This is a genomic window from Staphylococcus sp. FSL W8-0304, from assembly GCF_038006565.1.
Taxonomy (GTDB): domain Bacteria; phylum Bacillota; class Bacilli; order Staphylococcales; family Staphylococcaceae; genus Staphylococcus; species Staphylococcus epidermidis.
In genome coordinates this window covers 1,586,538-1,606,847 of the sequence record NZ_JBBOVL010000001.1, presented here as the reverse complement: position 1 = coordinate 1,606,847, position 20,310 = coordinate 1,586,538, and the positions used below count along the sequence as shown (strand labels likewise).

18 protein-coding genes are annotated in these 20,310 nt (G+C 32.5%); 17 read left to right on the top strand and 1 reads right to left on the bottom strand.

The features are described from left to right. Positions 1–40 precede the first annotated feature (40 nt). The 14 genes from NST35_RS07570 to hfq all read left to right on the top strand — a co-directional run bounded on the left by NST35_RS07570 (position 41) and on the right by hfq (position 16,146). Positions 41–658, top strand: coding sequence for a poly-gamma-glutamate hydrolase family protein (locus NST35_RS07570; RefSeq protein ID WP_002457345.1), 618 nt, complete (start codon positions 41–43; stop codon positions 656–658). A gap of 56 nt (positions 659–714) precedes the next feature. After that, on the top strand, positions 715–1,005 hold the full coding sequence (locus tag NST35_RS07565; RefSeq protein WP_001829496.1) for a thiamine-binding protein: 291 nt from the start codon (positions 715–717) through the stop codon (positions 1,003–1,005). A gap of 342 nt (positions 1,006–1,347) precedes the next feature. Continuing rightward, the gene (gene miaB / locus NST35_RS07560) at positions 1,348–2,901 is read left to right on the top strand and encodes a tRNA (N6-isopentenyl adenosine(37)-C2)-methylthiotransferase MiaB (protein WP_002457344.1); all 1,554 of its coding nucleotides are present in this window, start codon (positions 1,348–1,350) and stop codon (positions 2,899–2,901) included. After that, positions 2,894–3,259: a RicAFT regulatory complex protein RicA family protein gene (locus tag NST35_RS07555; RefSeq protein ID WP_032604445.1), complete on the top strand. Its 366-nt coding sequence runs from the start codon at positions 2,894–2,896 to the stop codon at positions 3,257–3,259. Before miaB ends, NST35_RS07555 begins: the two co-directional genes overlap by 8 nt. 23 nt (positions 3,260–3,282) lie before the next feature. Then, entirely contained in the window at positions 3,283–3,777 is a 495-nt protein-coding gene (gene thiW, locus NST35_RS07550; protein ID WP_002457343.1) for an energy coupling factor transporter S component ThiW, read from the top strand. A 197-nt stretch (positions 3,778–3,974) separates the two neighbouring features. Further along, entirely contained in the window at positions 3,975–6,596 is a 2,622-nt protein-coding gene (gene mutS, locus NST35_RS07545) for a DNA mismatch repair protein MutS (protein ID WP_002496220.1), read from the top strand. A gap of 14 nt (positions 6,597–6,610) precedes the next feature. Further along, positions 6,611–8,548, top strand: coding sequence for a DNA mismatch repair endonuclease MutL (gene mutL / locus NST35_RS07540; RefSeq protein ID WP_340747288.1), 1,938 nt, complete (start codon positions 6,611–6,613; stop codon positions 8,546–8,548). A 13-nt stretch (positions 8,549–8,561) separates the two neighbouring features. Next, positions 8,562–9,095, top strand: coding sequence for a glycerol-3-phosphate responsive antiterminator (locus NST35_RS07535; RefSeq protein WP_002446323.1), 534 nt, complete (start codon positions 8,562–8,564; stop codon positions 9,093–9,095). 372 nt (positions 9,096–9,467) lie between these two features. After that, positions 9,468–10,292: an MIP/aquaporin family protein gene (locus NST35_RS07530; protein ID WP_002446324.1), complete on the top strand. Its 825-nt coding sequence runs from the start codon at positions 9,468–9,470 to the stop codon at positions 10,290–10,292. 153 nt (positions 10,293–10,445) lie between these two features. Continuing rightward, entirely contained in the window at positions 10,446–11,945 is a 1,500-nt protein-coding gene (gene glpK / locus NST35_RS07525) for a glycerol kinase GlpK (RefSeq protein WP_002446325.1), read from the top strand. Between the two features lie 176 nt (positions 11,946–12,121). Continuing rightward, on the top strand, positions 12,122–13,795 hold the full coding sequence (locus NST35_RS07520; RefSeq protein ID WP_002457340.1) for a glycerol-3-phosphate dehydrogenase/oxidase: 1,674 nt from the start codon (positions 12,122–12,124) through the stop codon (positions 13,793–13,795). 221 nt (positions 13,796–14,016) lie between these two features. After that, positions 14,017–14,943 carry an alpha/beta hydrolase gene (locus NST35_RS07515; protein ID WP_002457339.1) on the top strand — a complete coding sequence of 309 codons (927 nt, stop codon included), beginning with the start codon at positions 14,017–14,019 and terminating at the stop codon, positions 14,941–14,943. Between the two features lie 11 nt (positions 14,944–14,954). After that, positions 14,955–15,953, top strand: coding sequence for a tRNA (adenosine(37)-N6)-dimethylallyltransferase MiaA (miaA, locus tag NST35_RS07510; protein ID WP_002457338.1), 999 nt, complete (start codon positions 14,955–14,957; stop codon positions 15,951–15,953). Beyond that, complete coding sequence (hfq, locus tag NST35_RS07505; RefSeq protein WP_001829517.1) at positions 15,907–16,146, top strand: RNA chaperone Hfq; 240 nt, start codon at positions 15,907–15,909, stop codon at positions 16,144–16,146. The genes miaA and hfq overlap by 47 nt, the downstream gene beginning before the upstream one ends. 218 nt (positions 16,147–16,364) lie before the next feature. Here hfq and NST35_RS07500 read toward each other — a convergent pair whose 3' ends face one another. After that, positions 16,365–16,844, bottom strand: coding sequence for a glutathione peroxidase (locus NST35_RS07500; protein ID WP_002446329.1), 480 nt, complete (start codon positions 16,842–16,844; stop codon positions 16,365–16,367). Positions 16,845–16,953: 109 nt separating this feature from the next. On the opposite strand from NST35_RS07500, the gene hflX reads away from it, so the two are divergent. The 3 genes from hflX to NST35_RS07485 all read left to right on the top strand — a co-directional run bounded on the left by hflX (position 16,954) and on the right by NST35_RS07485 (position 20,295). Further along, positions 16,954–18,195 carry a GTPase HflX gene (hflX, locus tag NST35_RS07495; RefSeq protein ID WP_002457337.1) on the top strand — a complete coding sequence of 414 codons (1,242 nt, stop codon included), beginning with the start codon at positions 16,954–16,956 and terminating at the stop codon, positions 18,193–18,195. 15 nt (positions 18,196–18,210) lie between these two features. Next, complete coding sequence (locus tag NST35_RS07490; protein WP_002457336.1) at positions 18,211–19,449, top strand: methionine gamma-lyase family protein; 1,239 nt, start codon at positions 18,211–18,213, stop codon at positions 19,447–19,449. A gap of 480 nt (positions 19,450–19,929) precedes the next feature. After that, entirely contained in the window at positions 19,930–20,295 is a 366-nt protein-coding gene (locus NST35_RS07485) for a MerR family transcriptional regulator (RefSeq protein WP_001829488.1), read from the top strand. Positions 20,296–20,310: the final 15 nt, after the last annotated feature.

The window sequence follows — 20,310 nt, the reverse complement described above, 5'->3', positions numbered from 1 at the left end:
GGGAATAATAAAAATATAAGATGATTTTTCGGAGGTTAATATGGACAAATTCAAATCTATGACGGAATTAAAAGAATTAACTAAAGAAGGAAAAGATTGGGAAATAGAGTTTGAAAATCGTTCTAGCATGGTCACTATATTAGCAATACATGGCGGTGGAATTGAACCTGCCACAACTGAATTAGCATATACGATTGCACATCGTGGCGACTATAACTATTTTTCTTTTAAAGGTATGAGAAGTGAGGGAAATAATGAGTTACATGTGACTTCTACACACTATGATGACCAAATTGCACTAGATTTAGTGAGAGGTAGTCAAAGAACTGTAGCCATACATGGTTGTGAAGGGAATGAAAGCGTGGCTTATATAGGAGGTAGTGATGACCGACTCATTGAGTTAATCACTGAATCCCTTGAAGATATAGGAATTAGTGTGCAAGAAGCACCACACCATATTTCTGGAACTCAAGAAAATAATATTGTTAATATGACTCAAACCCAAGGAGGAGTTCAATTAGAACTGACAGCTCAGTTAAGAAAAGAGCTGTTTAAAAATAGAAAAAGTTCACGCAAAAACCGTGAAAATAAAGATAATTGGGATGATTTAATGTACGACTTTGCAGATGCAATGAAAAAAGCTATAGAACGTGCATAATTAAATTCTAACGCGTGTTAAAATAATATTATAAAACTTAATTGGAGAGATGAAACATGCAAGATACATTAATGAGTATTCAAATTATTCCAAAAACACCGAACAATAACGATGTTATTCCATATGTTGATGAGGCAATTAAAATTATTGATGATTCAGGTTTGCATTTCAGAGTAGGCCCGTTAGAAACAACAGTTCAAGGTGAAATGAGTGAATGTCTTATTTTAATTCAAAAATTAAATGATAGAATGGTTGAATTAGAATGTCCAAGTATTATTAGTCAAGTTAAGTTTTATCACGTACCTGAAGGAATAGAAATTGAAACGCTTACAGGAAAATACGACTAAGTGTAAATTAGAATAATATTTCTTATCTTGTCTATTTAAGAGCCTAACATGCTATAGTGTTGAAGGCTCTTAAAATTTTGTAAGAAAATATCGGTATGCTTCAGACGCTATGCATTGTCACACAGAAAATATGATATAAAAGACTTTTATCAACTGATATATTATAAATAAATGATGTCCAAATAAACATTTAGATATGATTTACATCGATTACTGTAATAAAAAGCTAATAATTTAATTATAAAAGATAGCTGTAACATCATATACATGTCTTTTTGCACTTTGACTATAAATTTAATATAATGAAGTAATGATTATGGGCATATAGAAAGGATTTTCAAAGTGAATGAAGAGCAAAGAAAGGCTGGAACGATAAATATTCTAGCAGAACGTGATCGTAAAGCTGAGAAAGATTATAGTAAATACTTTGAACAAGTGTATCAGCCACCTAGCTTAAAAGAAGCTAAAAAACGAGGAAAACAAGAAGTTCAATATAACAGAGATTTTCATATAGATGAAAAATACAAAGGTATGGGTAAAGGTCGTACTTTTTTAATTAAAACATATGGATGTCAAATGAATGCACATGACACTGAAGTTATGGCAGGAATATTAAATGCACTAGGTTATAGTGCGACATCAGATATTAATGAAGCGGATGTGATTTTAATTAATACATGCGCCATTAGAGAAAATGCTGAAAATAAAGTCTTTAGTGAAATAGGAAATTTAAAACATTTAAAAAAAGAACGCCCAGATTGTTTAATTGGGGTGTGCGGTTGCATGTCTCAAGAAGAATCAGTCGTAAATAAAATATTAAAATCTTATCAAAATGTAGATATGGTCTTTGGGACACACAACATTCATCATTTACCTGAAATTTTAGAAGAGGCATACTTATCAAAAGCGATGGTAGTTGAAGTATGGTCTAAAGAGGGAGACATCATCGAAAATTTACCTAAAGTGCGTGATGGTCACATTAAAGCTTGGGTTAATATTATGTATGGTTGCGACAAGTTTTGTACTTATTGTATTGTTCCGTTTACTAGAGGAAAAGAACGTAGTCGTCGTCCAGAGGACATCATTGATGAAGTTAGAGAATTAGCAAGAGAAGGTTATCAAGAAATTACCTTATTAGGTCAAAATGTAAATTCATATGGTAAAGATATCGAAGGTCTGGATTATGAATTAGGTGACTTATTGGAAGATATTTCTAAAATTGATATACCTCGAGTTCGTTTTACAACAAGTCATCCTTGGGACTTTACAGATCGAATGATTGAAGTTATAGCTAAAGGTGGGAACATAGTACCGCATATCCATTTACCGGTACAATCAGGTAATAACCAAGTACTAAAGATAATGGGTCGTAAATATACAAGAGAGAGTTATCTTGATTTAGTTTCAAGAATAAAGGAAGCTATCCCTAACGTAGCTTTAACTACTGATATTATAGTAGGTTATCCAAATGAAACTGAAGAACAATTTGAAGAAACATTAACATTATATGATGACGTTCAATTTGAGCATGCGTACACATATTTATATTCACAAAGAGATGGAACACCAGCAGCTAAAATGAAGGATAATGTACCTTTAGAAGTGAAAAAAGAACGTTTGCAAAGACTTAATAAGAAGGTTGGAATGTATTCTCAACAAGCAATGAGTCAGTATGAAGGTAAGATTGTTACCGTATTATGTGAAGGTTCTAGTAAAAAAGATGAGAATGTTCTAGCAGGTTATACTGATAAAAATAAACTTGTGAATTTTAAAGGACCAAGAGAGAGCATTGGTAAACTCGTTGATGTCAAAATTGACGAGGCAAAACAATATTCTTTAAATGGAACATTTATACAAGAACATCAACGTTCAATGGTGACACAATCGTATGTATAGTGAAAAAGAAATCATACAAAAAGTCGAATGTTTGGCAGAGAAAATCGGAAAACTAGAAGTTGTTCAAGATTATCATAATGTAGAAAAACAAATTCATAATAATCAAGCAATAAAACAAAAGATGAATCGTTTGAAAGCCCAACAAAAACAATCGGTTAATTTTCAAAATTATGGAAAACAAAATGCACTCGAGCAATCTGAAGCTAAAATTCAGTATCTAAAAGATGAAATTAATGAATTACCTATTGTTGAAGAATTTCGTTCAGCACAATATGAGGCGAATGATTTACTACAAATGATGGTCAAAACAATGGAAGATAGACTCAATGAATATAATAAAAAAGAACATAATGAATAATTATTTTAGAGGAGTTAAGTACAATGAATATTAGAAAGTTGACCATCACAGCATTTTTAATAGCTATTAATGTCGTGTTAAGTAGTTTAATTGTTATTCCTTTAGGTCCAATTAAAGCCGCACCCGTTCAACATTTTGTAAATGTATTATGTGCTGTATTCGTTGGACCATGGTATGGTTTAGCACAAGCTTTTATTTCTTCTGTACTACGAATTTCATTTGGAACTGGAAGTGCATTTGCTTTTCCAGGAAGTATGATAGGTGTCTTATTTTCCAGTCTGTTTTATATGTATAGGAAGCATATTTTTATGGCTTCAGTTGGTGAAGTATTAGGGACTGGTGTTATTGGTAGTTTAATGTGTATACCTTTAGCATGGTTTTTAGGACTTCAAGATTTCTTTATTAAACCATTAATGCTTATGTTCATAGTATCAAGCTTTATTGGAGCTTTAATTAGTTATATATTGCTTATTATGTTGAAAAGAAGAGGTTTACTAGATAGATTTAACAAAAATTAATATTTATTTTAAGTACGCTTGATGAATAGGGGATTATAAGTAAAATGTTGATATCTGTTCATATGAAAGCGTACTTTTTGTATCTATTACACAAAAGCGTTTCAAAAACATATATGTTAAAATGAATGAGTTAAAAACCATAAATTTATACATATAATATAAATAAAGATATAAGAATAAGGGTTGTGAAAATAGAAATGGCTAACATTACACCAATGATGCAACAATATTTAAAGATAAAATCTGAATATGATGATTGTTTGCTATTTTTTAGACTTGGAGATTTCTATGAAATGTTCTTTGATGATGCTAAAGAAGCATCAAGAGTACTTGAAATAACATTGACGAAAAGAGATGCTAAAAAAGAAAATCCTATTCCGATGTGTGGCGTACCATATCATTCTGCTGATAATTACATTGAAACATTGATTAATAATGGGTATAAGGTCGCTATATGTGAACAAATGGAAGATCCAAAGCAAACAAAAGGAATGGTTAGAAGAGAAGTTGTAAGAATCGTCACACCAGGAACTGTTATGGATCAAAGTGGTATGGATGAAAAGAAAAATAATTATATTTTAAGTTTTATCGAAAATGAAGAATTTGGATTATGCTATTGTGATGTTTCTACAGGAGAACTCAAAGTAACTCATTTCAAAGATACAGCAACCTTGCTTAATGAGATTACAACAATTAATCCCAATGAAATTGTCATAAAGCAAGCTCTATCTGAAGAATTAAAAAGACAAATCAACATGATAACTGAGACGATTACTGTTCGTGAAGATATATCTGATGAAGATTATGATATGAATCAGTTGACACATCAGTTAATGCATGACACAACTCAATTATTGCTAGATTATATTCATCACACACAAAAGCGAGACTTATCTCACATTGAGGAAGTGATTGAATATGCTGCAGTTGATTATATGAAGATGGATTATTATGCAAAGAGAAATTTAGAGCTGACAGAAAGCATACGATTAAAATCAAAAAAAGGGACCTTGTTATGGTTAATGGATGAGACAAAAACACCAATGGGTGCTAGACGTTTAAAGCAGTGGATTGATCGCCCATTAATTAATAAACAACAAATCAACGACAGATTAAATATTGTTGAAGAGTTTATGGACCGTTTTATTGAAAGAGATACATTACGTAATCATTTAAATCAAGTGTATGACATAGAACGACTTGTAGGAAGAGTGAGTTACGGAAACGTAAATGCAAGAGATTTAATACAACTAAAGCATTCTATATCCGAAATACCTCATATAAAAGCATTACTCAATGAATTGGATGCACAAACTACCACGCAATTTAAAGAATTGGAACCTTTAGATGACTTGTTACAAATTTTAGAAGAAAGTTTAGTTGAAGAGCCGCCTATTTCCATCAAAGATGGTGGTTTATTTAAAAAAGGATTCAACACGCAACTAGATGAATATTTAGAAGCTTCAAAAAATGGTAAAACTTGGCTTGCAGAATTACAAGCAAAAGAACGTGAACGTACAGGTATTAAGTCATTGAAGATTAGTTTTAATAAAGTGTTTGGTTATTTTATAGAAATTACACGTGCAAACTTAAATAATTTTCAACCTGAAGCGTTTGGCTATGATCGAAAACAAACATTATCTAATGCTGAACGATTTATTACGGATGAATTAAAAGAAAAAGAAGATATAATACTTGGTGCTGAAGATAAAGCAGTAGAGTTAGAATATGAATTATTTGTTAAATTACGAGAACACATTAAAACGTACACGGAACGTTTACAAAAGCAAGCGAAAATCATTTCAGAACTTGATTGTTTACAAAGTTTTGCTGAAATTGCTCAAAAATATAATTATGTCAAACCTACATTTAGTGATGATAAAGTTTTACATTTAGAAAACTCAAGACATCCTGTTGTTGAGAGAGTGATGGATCATAATGATTATGTACCTAATGATTGCCATCTTGATGATGAAACGTTTATTTATCTCATTACGGGACCTAATATGTCAGGTAAGTCAACATATATGAGACAAGTTGCTATAATAAGTATCATGGCTCAAATGGGAGCATATGTACCATGTGATTCAGCAACATTACCTATATTTGATCAAATTTTTACTAGGATTGGTGCAGCAGATGACCTTGTATCAGGTAAAAGTACATTTATGGTAGAAATGTTAGAAGCTCAAAAAGCTTTAACTTATGCTACTGAAAATAGTTTAATTATCTTTGACGAAATAGGAAGAGGTACATCCACTTATGATGGTCTTGCGTTAGCGCAAGCGATGATTGAATATGTCGCTCAAACTAGCCATGCTAAGACACTTTTCTCAACACATTATCATGAATTGACTTCACTTGATCAAATGCTTAACTGTTTAAAAAATGTACATGTTGCTGCAAACGAGTATCAAGGTGAACTGATATTTTTGCATAAAGTCAAAGATGGCGCTGTGGATGATAGCTATGGTATTCAAGTGGCAAAATTAGCGGATTTACCTAATGAAGTCATTGATAGAGCGCAAGTTATTTTAAATGCATTTGAGCAAAAACCTTCGTATCAACTTTCTCATCAGGATACTGACGATCAACGTACGGTTCCGTCGTATAACGATTATGGTCGAATAGAAGAAGAACAATCAGTTATAGAAACGCATACATCAAATCACAATTATGAGCAAGCGACCTTTGATTTATTTGATGGTTACAATCAACAAAGTGAGGTTGAATGTCAAATTCGAGAATTAAATCTATCCAATATGACACCATTGGAAGCCTTAATCAAGCTGAATGAATTACAAAGTCAATTAAAGTAGAAGAGGTGTAAACGATGGGGAAAATAAAAGAACTTGAGACGTCTCTAGCTAATAAAATAGCTGCGGGTGAAGTAGTTGAAAGACCAAGTTCCGTAGTTAAAGAGCTCTTAGAGAATGCAATTGATGCACAAGCGACAGAGATTAATATTGAGGTTGAACAATCTGGAGTTTCATCAATAAGGGTTGTAGATAATGGCACAGGTATTGCTCAGGAAGATTTAGGGTTAGTATTTCATAGACACGCAACGAGTAAAATAGTCGCAGATGATGATTTGTTCCATATTCGTACTTTAGGGTTTAGGGGAGAAGCTTTAGCTAGTATTTCATCAGTAGCAAAGGTGACATTAAAGACCTGTACTGATAATGAAAATGGACATGAAATATATGCTGAAGATGGTAAAATTATTCATCAAAAACCTGCAAAAGCTAAAAAGGGTACAGATATACAAGTGGAGTCATTATTCTACAATACACCTGCACGTTTAAAATATATAAAAAGTTTGTATACCGAACTAGGTAAAATTACGGACATTGTAAATAGAATGGCTATGAGTCATCCCAAAATTAGAATTGCTTTAGTTTCAGATGGTAAAACACTTTTAAGTACGAATGGTTCAGGAAGAACAAATGAAGTAATGGCTGAAATTTATGGAATGAAAGTAGCAAAGGATTTAGTGCATATTTCGGGTGATACTAGTGATTATCATCTTGAAGGATTTGTAGCTAAGCCTGAACATTCTAGAAGTAATAAACATTACATTTCTATTTTCATCAATGGTAGATACATCAAAAACTTTGTACTCAATAAAGCAATTTTAGAAGGTTATCACACATTGCTTACAATAGGAAGATTTCCTATATGCTATATTAATATCCAAATGGATCCTATTTTGGTTGATGTAAATGTTCACCCAACAAAATTAGAAGTGAGACTTTCTAAAGAAGATCAACTTTACGATCTTATCGTAACCAAAATCAGAGAGGCTTTTAAAGACAAAATCCTCATCCCACAAAACGATTTAAATCGTACGCCCAAAAAGAATAAGGTTTTAGAAACATTTGAACAACAAAAGATTAATTTCGAGAAGAAACAATCACAAATTGGAAAAACATCTGCACCATATGTACATGATCAAAAAGATAAAAATCATGATGTTGAGTCGCATAGGAATGATTTAGATTCAACTTCATCGACAAATAATGAAAGTACAGAAGTTTCTAATGAATTACACAATCACATTGATGATAGTTACTTACAAAGTCAAAAAGAAGTATTGTTTGATATGGAACAAGACACATCTAACGAATATAAGACATTAAATCAGCAATCAAATGATATTAAAGGAACAGTGAGTCAGACACCTCATCGTAGGGTGCCTTATATGGAAATTGTAGGTCAAGTACACGGTACGTATATCATTGCACAAAATGAAAATGGAATGTTTATGATTGACCAACATGCTGCTCAGGAAAGAATTAAATATGAATACTTTAGAGAAAAAATTGGGGAAGTGACAAATGAAGTACAAAACTTATTAATACCACTCACCTTCCATTTCTCTAAAGATGAACAAATGATTATTGACCAGTACAAAGATGAATTAGATAAAGTAGGAGTACATCTTGAACATTTTGGTGGGCATGATTATATTGTAAATAGCTACCCAGTATGGTTTCCAAAAGTAGAAGCGGAAGAAATTATTAAAGATATGATTGAACTTGTCTTAAAACACAAAAGTGTTGATGTGAAGAAAATAAGAGAAGATGCAGCAATCATGATGTCTTGTAAGAAATCAATTAAGGCTAATCACTATTTAAAAAATAATGAAATGGCAGATTTAATTGATCAACTAAGAGAAGCAGAAGATCCTTTTACTTGTCCTCATGGCAGACCGATTATTATCAATTTTTCAAATTACGAATTAGAAAAGTTATTTAAAAGAGTAATGTAGAGGAGTTTTAATTATGAAAGAGAATATTTTGCCAGCTATTAGAAATATGAGAGATTTAGAAAAGTTAATTAAAACAGACTACAAGGCATGTGTTGTGTTAGATATGCATATAGGTCATTTGAAAAGCATTATGGAGTTACTTAAAAGTCATTCGATTGAATGTTATGTACATATCGATTTAATCAAAGGACTCAGTCATGATGAATTTGCTTGTGAGTATATTATTCAACAATATAAACCTAAAGGTATTGTTTCTACAAAAGCAAAAGTCATCAAAAAAGCTAAAATGTTAAATACATTGACGATATTTAGAGTGTTTATTATAGATAGTCAAGCGTTAACAAGAAGTATTGAACTGATTAAAAAAGTAGAGCCTGACTATGTTGAAGTTTTACCTGGTGTTGCAAGTAAAGCAGTGAGTAAAATTCAACAAGAAACATCAGCATCAGTAATAGCTGGTGGTCTTATTGATGAACCATCGGAAATTAGTGAAGCAATTTCCAATGGTGCTAAGTACGTTACTACAAGTTACGAAAAACTTTGGTAATTCATATACTGTTAATGAGAATGCATTTAAGTTTGTTAATCAGCGTATTATCACTTTTTCATGGAATGAGTGGATTTGAATACCGGATGATTAATAACTTAAAGTGCATTCTTTTTTATATGTAAAAAAGAAAAATGCACTTTTAATAAAATTGTTAAAATTTTTATTTAGTGCATCAAAAATAAATGCTCACTATATCAATAAAAACTTTAATCAAATATGACAATTTTTTTACAAAATTGTTGACAACGCTTACAACATAATAGTAAACTTATAACAAGTTTAAAAGTTAATATTAGAAGAGAGACGCGGAGATTTCTACAAGTAATATATTTGACGTAGGGGTCTCCCTGTTTTTTGGGAGGAATGTATATGAATGCTTATTTAGCAGAATTTTTAGGTACTGCAATCCTTATTCTTTTTGGTGGTGGCGTTTGTGCAAACGTTAACTTAAAGAGAAGTGCTGGTAACGGTGCAGATTGGATTGTTATTGCATTTGGTTGGGGTTTGGCAGTAACAATGGGCGTTTATGCTGTTGGAACGTTTTCTGGTGCACATTTAAATCCAGCTGTAACAGTTGCTTTAGCCATGGATGGTGGATTTAGCTGGGCACAAGTACCGGGCTATATTGTTTGTCAAATGCTTGGCGGTATTGTTGGTGGAGCTTTAGTATGGTTAATGTATTTACCACACTGGAAAGTTACAGAAGATCCAGCGGTCAAATTAGGTGTATTTTCAACAGCACCAGCTATTAAAAATTATTTTGCTAACTTTTTAAGTGAGATTATCGGGACTATGGCTTTAACATTAGGAATTTTATTTATCGGGGTTAATAAAATTGCTGATGGTTTAAATCCAATTATTGTTGGTAGTCTTATCATAGCAATTGGTTTAAGCTTAGGAGGTACTACTGGTTACGCTATTAATCCAGCCCGTGACCTAGCACCACGTATTGCGCATGCTATTTTGCCAATTCATGGTAAAGGTAAATCTAACTGGTCTTACGCAATTGTACCCGTTCTGGGACCAATGGCAGGCGGTATGTTAGGTGCGATTGTTTACGAAGTATTTTATAAACAAACATTCAATTTTAGTTGTTTCATTGGTTTAATTGTACTTATATTCACACTTATACTTGGTGTGATACTAAATAAGATATCTCAAAATAAAAACAACGATATTGAATCAATTTATTAACATATGGCATTCGTATATATAACCGTATGATTAACGTGATATGTTCATGTGTGTTGAACAATCACATTTAAAAGTCTATTTAATTATCATTTTAGAATGTTTAATTGTTTAGATAATGAATTCATTATTCACTTTTGAAGGAGTCATATACCTATGGAAAAATATATTTTATCAATTGATCAAGGAACTACGAGTTCACGTGCGATACTTTTTAATAAAGAAGGAGAAATTAAAGGTGTTTCTCAAAGAGAATTTAAACAACACTTTCCACATCCAGGCTGGGTAGAACATGATGCTAATGAAATATGGACATCTGTTCTATCAGTTATGGCTGAGTTACTTAATGAAAACAATATTAATGCAAATCAAATTGAAGGTATTGGTATTACAAACCAACGTGAAACGACAGTTGTATGGGATAAAAATACAGGTCGTCCAATCTATCACGCTATTGTTTGGCAATCACGTCAGACACAGGATATTTGTACAAATTTAAAGGAACAAGGCTATGAAGAAACATTTAGAGAAAAAACAGGTTTACTTTTAGACCCGTACTTTGCGGGAACTAAAGTAAAATGGATTCTTGATCATGTTGAAGGTGCTAGAGAAAAAGCTGAAAATGGTGATTTACTCTTCGGAACAATCGATTCATGGTTAGTATGGAAATTGTCAGGGCGTACTGCTCATATTACAGATTACACAAATGCAAGTCGTACATTAATGTTTAATATTTATGACCTAAAATGGGATGATGAGTTGTTAGAACTCTTAGATATTCCTAAACAAATGTTACCTGAAGTTAAAGAATCAAGTGAAATTTACGGGAAAACTATCGACTATCACTTCTTTGGTCAAGAAGTACCTATTGCTGGTATTGCCGGTGACCAACAAGCAGCATTATTTGGTCAAGCATGTTTCGACCGTGGTGATGTAAAAAATACATACGGCACAGGTGGATTTATGCTAATGAATACTGGTGAAGAAGCAGTTAAGTCTGAAAGTGGCTTGTTAACAACCATTGCATACGGTTTAGATGGAAAAGTTAATTATGCACTTGAAGGTTCAATTTTCGTATCTGGTTCTGCTATCCAATGGCTACGAGATGGTTTGAGAATGATTAATTCTGCGCCACAAACCGAAAACTATGCTTCAAGAGTAGAGTCAACTGAGGGTGTTTATATGGTTCCAGCATTTGTTGGTTTAGGTACACCTTATTGGGATTCAGAAGCAAGAGGTGCTATTTTCGGATTATCTCGTGGTACGGAAAAAGAACATTTCATTCGTGCTACATTAGAATCTTTATGTTATCAAACAAGAGATGTTATGGAAGCTATGTCTAAGGACTCAGGTATTGAAGTTCAAAATTTACGCGTTGATGGTGGTGCTGTAAAAAATAACTTCATTATGCAGTTCCAAGCAGATATCGTAAATTCATCTGTTGAAAGACCTGAAATCCAAGAAACAACAGCACTTGGTGCTGCATATTTAGCTGGATTAGCTGTTGGATTCTGGGATGATAAAGAGGATATCCGTGAACGTTGGAAACTTCAAACTGAGTTCAAACCAGAAATGGATGAAGATCAACGTCATAAACTTTATAGTGGTTGGAAAAAAGCTGTTAAGGCGACTCAAGTATTTAAATTAGAAGATTAAGCTATGTTTTAGACTTTTTAAATCTTTAAATGGACTTGATTTTCTTAACTGTGTTATAATTTAGATAAGTTAATAAGAAAATCGAGAAACGAGAGATTTGTTCGTACAAAACAATTTAATGTTATTGTGGGGATAAATTTCTCGTTTTTTATTTATAACTAGGAGGCGTTTAGATAATGTCATTATCTACATTGAAAAGGGATCATATTAAAAAGAATTTAAGAGACACTGAATACGATGTTGTTATCGTAGGTGGCGGTATTACAGGTGCAGGTATTGCTTTAGATGCAAGCAATCGTGGCATGAAAGTAGCTTTAGTAGAGATGCAAGACTTTGCACAAGGTACAAGTTCACGCTCAACTAAACTTGTACATGGTGGTTTAAGATATTTAAAACAACTGCAAGTAGGGGTAGTTGCAGAAACAGGTAAAGAACGTGCTATTGTTTATGAAAATGGTCCGCATGTGACAACACCAGAATGGATGCTTTTACCTATGCATAAAGGTGGTACATTTGGTAAGTTCTCAACTTCTATTGGACTAGCTATGTACGATCGTCTAGCTGGTGTCAAAAAATCTGAACGTAAAAAAATGTTATCTAAGCAAGAAACGTTAAATAAAGAACCTTTAGTTAAACGTGATGGATTAAAAGGCGGTGGCTACTATGTAGAATACCGTACTGATGATGCGCGTTTAACTATTGAAGTTATGAAAAAAGCTGCTGAAAATGGAGCAGAAATCCTTAATTATACAAAATCAGAACACTTCACTTATGATTCTAATAAGAAAGTAAATGGTATTGAAGTATTGGATATGATTGATGGCGAAACGTATGCGATTAAAGCTAAAAAAGTTATTAATGCTTCAGGTCCATGGGTTGATGAAGTGAGAAGTGGCGATTATGCTCGTAACAATAAGCAATTAAGATTAACTAAAGGTGTGCACGTTGTTATAGATCAATCTAAATTCCCATTAGGTCAAGCAGTATACTTTGATACTGAAAAAGACGGACGTATGATTTTCGCAATTCCACGTGAAGGAAAAGCTTATGTAGGAACAACTGACACATTTTATGATAATGAAAAAGCAACTCCTTTAACAACACAAGAAGATAGAGATTATTTAATTAATGCAATTAACTACATGTTCCCTACAGTTAATGTTAAAGATGAAGATATTGAATCAACATGGGCAGGTATTCGTCCGTTAATTCTTGAAAAAGGTAAAGATCCTTCTGAAATCTCACGTAAAGATGAAGTTTGGGAAGGTGAATCTGGATTATTAACAATAGCAGGCGGTAAATTAACTGGTTATCGTCATATGGCACTAGAAATTGTTGATTTATTAGCTAAACGTTTGAAACAAGAATACGGGTTGAAATTTGAATCATGTGCCACAAAAAATCTAAAAATTTCCGGTGGTGACGTTGGCGGAAGCAAAAACTTTGAACACTTTGTTGAACAAAAAGTTGATGCAGCTAAAGGTTTTGGAATTGATGAAGATGTGGCACGTCGCTTAGCAAGTAAATATGGTTCAAATGTTGATCAACTATTTAATATTGCTCAAACGGCACCATACCATGATAGTAAGTTACCATTAGAAATTTATGTTGAATTAGTTTATAGCATTCAACAAGAAATGGTTTACAAACCAACTGACTTCTTAGTACGTCGTTCTGGCAAATTATACTTTAATATTCAAGATGTGTTAGATTATAAAAATGCTGTGATAGATGTTATGGCAGATATGCTTAATTATAGTGAAACTCAAAAAGAGGCTTATACTAAAGAAGTAGAAGTTGCGATTGATGAGGCACGTACAGGAAATGATCAACCCGCAACTAAAGCTTAATCATTCCTATTGATTGTATATCTAATAGATTATAATAAACTACTTGTAGATGGAGGAGACCTTTTTATCTGCAAGTAGTTTTTTATTTTAATACTATAAGCTTCTAAAAACTCACTGTGCGTACGATTTGATATGATATCTCACACACGGTATATTAAATATGATATAGGTTGATGTACTATAAATGACATAACAAATAAAAAGGAATGGGGGCATATGTTGTGAGTCAAAGTCATTTTAAAATAACAGTTGAAGATGGAACAATGATAGAGGTGAAAATTGATAAAGCAAAAAAGAGTACTATTGGTATTGTTCATCTTTTCCATGGCATGGCTGAACATATGGACCGTTATCAAGAGTTAGTTGAAGCTTTAAATACACAAGGTTATGATGTTGTCAGACATAATCACCGTGGACATGGTAAAGAAATAGACGAGAATGAACGTGGTCATTTTAATAGCATGAATCAAATTGTAGATGACGCTTATGAAATCATTGAGACATTATATCTTGAAGAGCTCAATGTACCCTATATTATCATAGGTCATTCAATGGGCTCCATTATTGCTAGATTATTTGTTGAAAAGTATCCTGACATTGCTCAAGGTTTAATTCTTACAGGAACAGGTATGTTCCCCAAGTGGAAAGGCGTTCCAATACGTTTAGCGATGAAGATAGTTACATTTATTTTTGGAAAACGACGTCGACTCAAATGGGTGAATCAATTATTGAATAAAACTTTCAATAAAAAAATCACTCAACCTCGAACAGAAAGTGATTGGATTTCTACACGTCAAGATGAAGTTGATAAATTTGTGGAAGATGAATTTTGTGGATTCAAGGTATCAAATCAGCTCATTTATCAAACTTTAAAGACCATGATGAAAACAGCAGAACGACAACAATTAAAAAGAACGGACAAAAATCTACCTATACTATTTATTTCTGGGAAAGATGATCCGTTTGGTGAATATGGTAAAGGTATAAAGCATTTAGCTAGATTATATAAAAGGGCAGGTATTAAACATATAACAGTACAACTATATAAACATAAGCGTCATGAAATATTATTTGAGGAAGATTATTTGAAAACTTGGCAACACATGTTTGAATGGATGGAAAAGCAAATTTTGAAAAAACAAAAGTGAGTGAATCTTAAATGACTGAAATGACAAAGCCTTTTTTAATCGTTATTGTAGGTCCAACGGCTTCAGGTAAAACTGAGTTAAGTATTGAAGTTGCTAAAAAATTTAACGGAGAAATTATTAGCGGAGATTCAATGCAGGTCTACCAAGGAATGGATATTGGTACAGCAAAAGTTACAACTGAAGAAATGGAAGGTATACCACATTATATGATAGATATCTTGCCCCCGGATGCTTCTTTTTCTGCATATGAATTTAAAAAAAGGGCAGAAAAATATATTAAAGATATTACTGGAAGAGGCAAGGTGCCTATTATAGCAGGAGGAACAGGACTATATATACAATCTCTCTTATATAACTATGCTTTTGAAGATGAATCCATATCTGATGATAAAATGAAGCAAGTTAAATTAAAGTTAACAGAACTTGAGCAGCTTAATAATAATAAGCTTCACGAATATTTAGCTTCATTCGACAAAGAATCAGCCAAGGATATACATCCTAATAACAGAAAAAGAGTGTTGCGAGCAATAGAATATTATTTGAAAACAAAAAAACTTTTAAGTTCTCGCAAGAAAGTGCAACAATTTACTGAAAATTATGATACATTATTAATAGGGATTGAAATGTCGCGTGAAACATTATATTTAAGAATAAATAAACGTGTTGATATTATGTTGGGCCACGGATTATTTAATGAAGTGAAACATCTCGTTGAACAAGGTTTTGAAGCGAGTCAAAGTATGCAAGCCATCGGGTATAAAGAGCTTGTACCCGTTATAAAGGGAAATATAAGCATGGAAAGTGCTGTAGAGAAACTAAAACAGCATTCTCGACAATATGCTAAAAGACAGTTGACTTGGTTTAAAAATAAAATGAATGTTCATTGGTTAAATAAAGAAAGGATGTCACTTCAAATGATGTTAGATGAGATTACAACCCAAATAAATAAAAGGAGTTCTAACCATGATTGCAAACGAAAACATCCAAGACCAAGCACTAGAGAACTTTAAATCGGAAAAAACTGAAGTCACAATTTTCTTTTTAAACGGCTTTCAAATGAAAGGTGTCGTTGAAAATTATGACAAATATGTTGTAAGTTTAAATTCTCAAGGTAAGCAACATCTGATTTACAAACATGCGATCAGCACTTTCACTGTAGACAATGAATCGTCTGAAGCAACTGAAGTGAATAGTGAAGAATAAAAAGTTGTAATCAAAGTGCATTCATAATGCATCAACTCAATAGAAGTCATATTTTGACTTATTTAAGAATGTTATTAAATATTGAAGCACATGTTTTAAACGTAGCACTTTAACACAAACCAAGGAATGTTTGTAATAAAAAATGCTTCATCTAATGTAAATATTGAATTTATTAATTCAGTTCAAAAACATTAGATGAAGCATTTTCTTTTTAAAATTTAAGATAGTAATTTTTCAATTTCAGACTTTATTTGTTCCGGTTTCTTTTGAGGGGAAAAACGTTTAATCACATTACCTTCACGGTCAATTAAGAATTTAGTGAAGTTCCATTTGATTTTTTCGTTTATCATACCTTTAGCAGCGTCTGTTAAAAATCGGAATAATGGATGTTGATTATCACCTTTAACATCAACTTTTTCATGAATAGGGAAAGTCACACCATAGTTAATTTTGCAATTTTGAGCAGCTTCTTCCCCCGAGCCTGGTTCTTGACCACCAAATTGGTTACATGGAAATCCTAAAATAATAAATCCTTGATCCTTATACTCATCATATAACTTCTGTAAACCCTCGAATTGAGGTGTAAAACCACATTCGCTAGCAGTGTTGACAATAAGCATAACGTCACCCTTATACTGCTCTAATTTATAACTTTCACCATTGTTTTTTTCTACAACGAAATCATAAATACTTTCCATTTTATCACCCTTTCGATATACATCTAATTTAACACAATTTGTGTAGTTAGTCTTTGTTCACACTCTATGATAAAATGTCTTGAGTAACTTTTAAAAGGAGATGTATAACGTGACACAGCATGCGACCTATGAAACAAAAAATAATCGAGAAACTGCTGTATTAATCGGTGTACATGCTCAAACGGATCGTCAATTTAATTTTGAATCTACTATGGAAGAGCTTGATGCTTTATCACAAACTTGCCAACTTAATGTTAAAGGACAAATCACTCAAAATAGAGAGCAATTTGACCATAAATATTATGTTGGAAAAGGAAAAATTGATGAAATAAAATCTTTCATAGAATTCCATGATATAGATGTTGTCGTAACCAATGATGAATTAACGACGGCACAGTCTAAAACGTTAAATGATAATTTGGGCATTAAAATCATCGATAGAACCCAATTAATTTTAGAGATATTCGCGTTGCGAGCGAGAAGTAGAGAGGGAAAGCTACAAGTTGAACTTGCACAACTCGACTATTTGTTACCAAGACTACAAGGTCATGGTAAAAGTCTATCTCGTCTTGGTGGTGGCATAGGAACAAGAGGTCCAGGTGAAACAAAGTTAGAAATGGATCGTCGCCATATTAGAACACGTATGAATGAGATTAAACATCAATTAAAAACGGTCGTGGATCATCGGGAAAGATATAGAAATAAACGTGAGCAAAATCAAGTTTTTCAAATCGCTTTAGTTGGTTATACAAATGCGGGTAAATCGTCATGGTTTAATGTTTTAGCTAATGAGGAGACCTATGAAAAAAATATTTTGTTTGCAACATTAGATCCCAAAACACGACAAATACAAGTGAATGAAGGATTTAATTTAATTATTTCTGATACGGTAGGATTTATTCAAAAATTACCAACGACTTTGGTGGCTGCGTTTAAATCTACACTAGAAGAAGCTAAAGGTGCAGACATACTTATGCATGTCGTCGATGCAAGTCATTCGGAATACCGTACTCAAATTGACACTGTAAATCAAATCATTAATGATTTAGAAATGGATCATATTCCACAAGTAGTTATTTTTAATAAAAAAGACTTATGTAACGAACAGATGGATGTACCTGTATCTAAATCTGCGCATGTTTTTGTATCTAGTCGTGATGAAAATGATAAAGAAAAGGTAAAAAATTTAGTAATTCAAGAAATAAAAAATAGTCTCAGCCCATACGAAGAAATTGTAGACAGTGCTGATGCAGATAGATTATATTTTCTTAAACAACATACGCTTGTTACTGAATTAATATTTGACGAAACGCAAGCATCTTATCGTATCAAAGGATTTAAAAAATTATAAAAAGGAAGACAGATTATGCAAGATTTTAGCAATTTAGTTGAAGAAGTTGAAAACACACTTATTCCTTACTTTAAGAAAATTGAAAAGCGTGCATTATTTAATCAAGAAAAGGTCTTAAATGCTTTTCACCATGTTAAAGCTAGCGAAAGTGATTTACACGGGTCTACGGGTTATGGATATGATGATTTTGGGAGAGACCATTTAGAAGAAATTTATGCGTACACATTTAAAGCAGATGACGCACTTGTTAGACCTCAAATTATATCAGGTACCCACGCTATTACTTTAGCCTTACAAAGTACGTTAAAAAACAATGATGAACTACTTTATATTACAGGTAGTCCATATGATACACTTCTTGAAGTCATTGGCATAAATGGCAATGGTGTTGAAAGTCTTAAAGAATATGGTGTTCGCTATAATGAAGTCGAATTACGTGACGGTCGAATTGATATTCCTAAAGTCATCACTGAAATTAATGACAATACAAAAGTTGTAGCAATTCAGCGATCAAAAGGATATGATCAACGTCCATCAATTACAATAAATGAAATTGAACAAGCAATAAAATCAATTAAAGAGGTTTATCCCAATATCATTATTTTTGTTGATAATTGTTATGGGGAATTTGTAGAAGAAAAAGAACCAATTGAAGTAGGTGCTGATTTAATCGCCGGATCATTAATTAAAAATCCAGGTGGAGGTTTAGCTAAAATTGGAGGATATATTGCTGGTAGACAAGATTTAATTGAACGCTGTGGTTATCGTTTAACAGCACCAGGCATTGGTAAGGAAGCAGGTGCCTCACTTAATTCTCTACAAGAAATGTATCAAGGATTCTTTCTAGCACCACATGTGGTTAGCCAAAGTTTAAAAGGTGCACTGTTTACTAGTTTGTTATTAGAAAAACTAAACATGAAGACCTCCCCTAAATATAATGTTTATCGTACAGACTTAATTCAAACGGTTCAATTTGAAACGAAAGAGCAAATGATTTCATTTTGTCAAAGTATACAACACGCTTCACCAATTAACGCACATTTTAGTCCAGAACCTAGCTATATGCCTGGATACGAAGATGATGTCATCATGGCTGCAGGTACATTTATTCAGGGCTCATCTATTGAATTATCTGCAGACGGACCTATACGCCCGCCTTATGAAGCATATGTTCAAGGTGGTTTAACTTATGAACATGTCAAATTAGCTGTTACGCGTGCGGTGCAAGATATGCAAGATAACAATTTACTATAATTTTTAAGAGATTGAGATCAAAGTATAAAAGATTAGGCTCAATATAAGGATATAGCATAAAAGCATTCCCGTATGATTCATTAAATCATCAAAGAAAGATCATATAAATGATAACGATGTTATAAGGAGTTTGTTTTCGATAAGATTTTCGACTCCCCAAAAGTAATAGATATAAAGAGAATGGACGATGTTCTAGCCTTATTCTTAGAGTTGTTACGCCTAAGATAAAAGTTATTAAGCTTAGTTATACTTTGAAAAGCAATCTCTTTTTATTTCAAATATTATAAAATGTCAGAAAATTTTTAAATTTTTTGTGTTATAAGCTATTTTCATTTCTAATTTTAATTAATTACTAATAAATAAACATTGATATAATAAGGTTTAGAGGGTTTATGTCAGAAAACCTTACATACTTTTGTAATTAAAGTAAAACTATGCTAAATTAATAACAAGTTCAAAAGTAGAGGAGAGGTTCAAGGAATGTCTAATGATTCAATCAGACGAAACATGGCCGTTTTCTCTATGAGTGTGGTTAGTAAATTGACAGATTTATCACCAAGACAAATTCGTTACTATGAAACACATGAACTTGTGATGCCCGAAAGAACAGATGGAAATAAGAGATTGTTTTCTATGAACGATTTAGAGAGGTTGTTAGAAATAAAGTCTCTTATCGAAAAGGGATTTAATATTAGAGGTATTAAACAAATTATATTCGATGAGCAAGGGCATTTAACTACTGATGAACAAGAGACAAGAAAGAGAATGATTGTTGACGCAACGCAGAAACCACGTAGTGAAACATTACCAATAAATCGCGGTGATTTATCACGATTTATTAAATGAAATTGGAGGATTTAT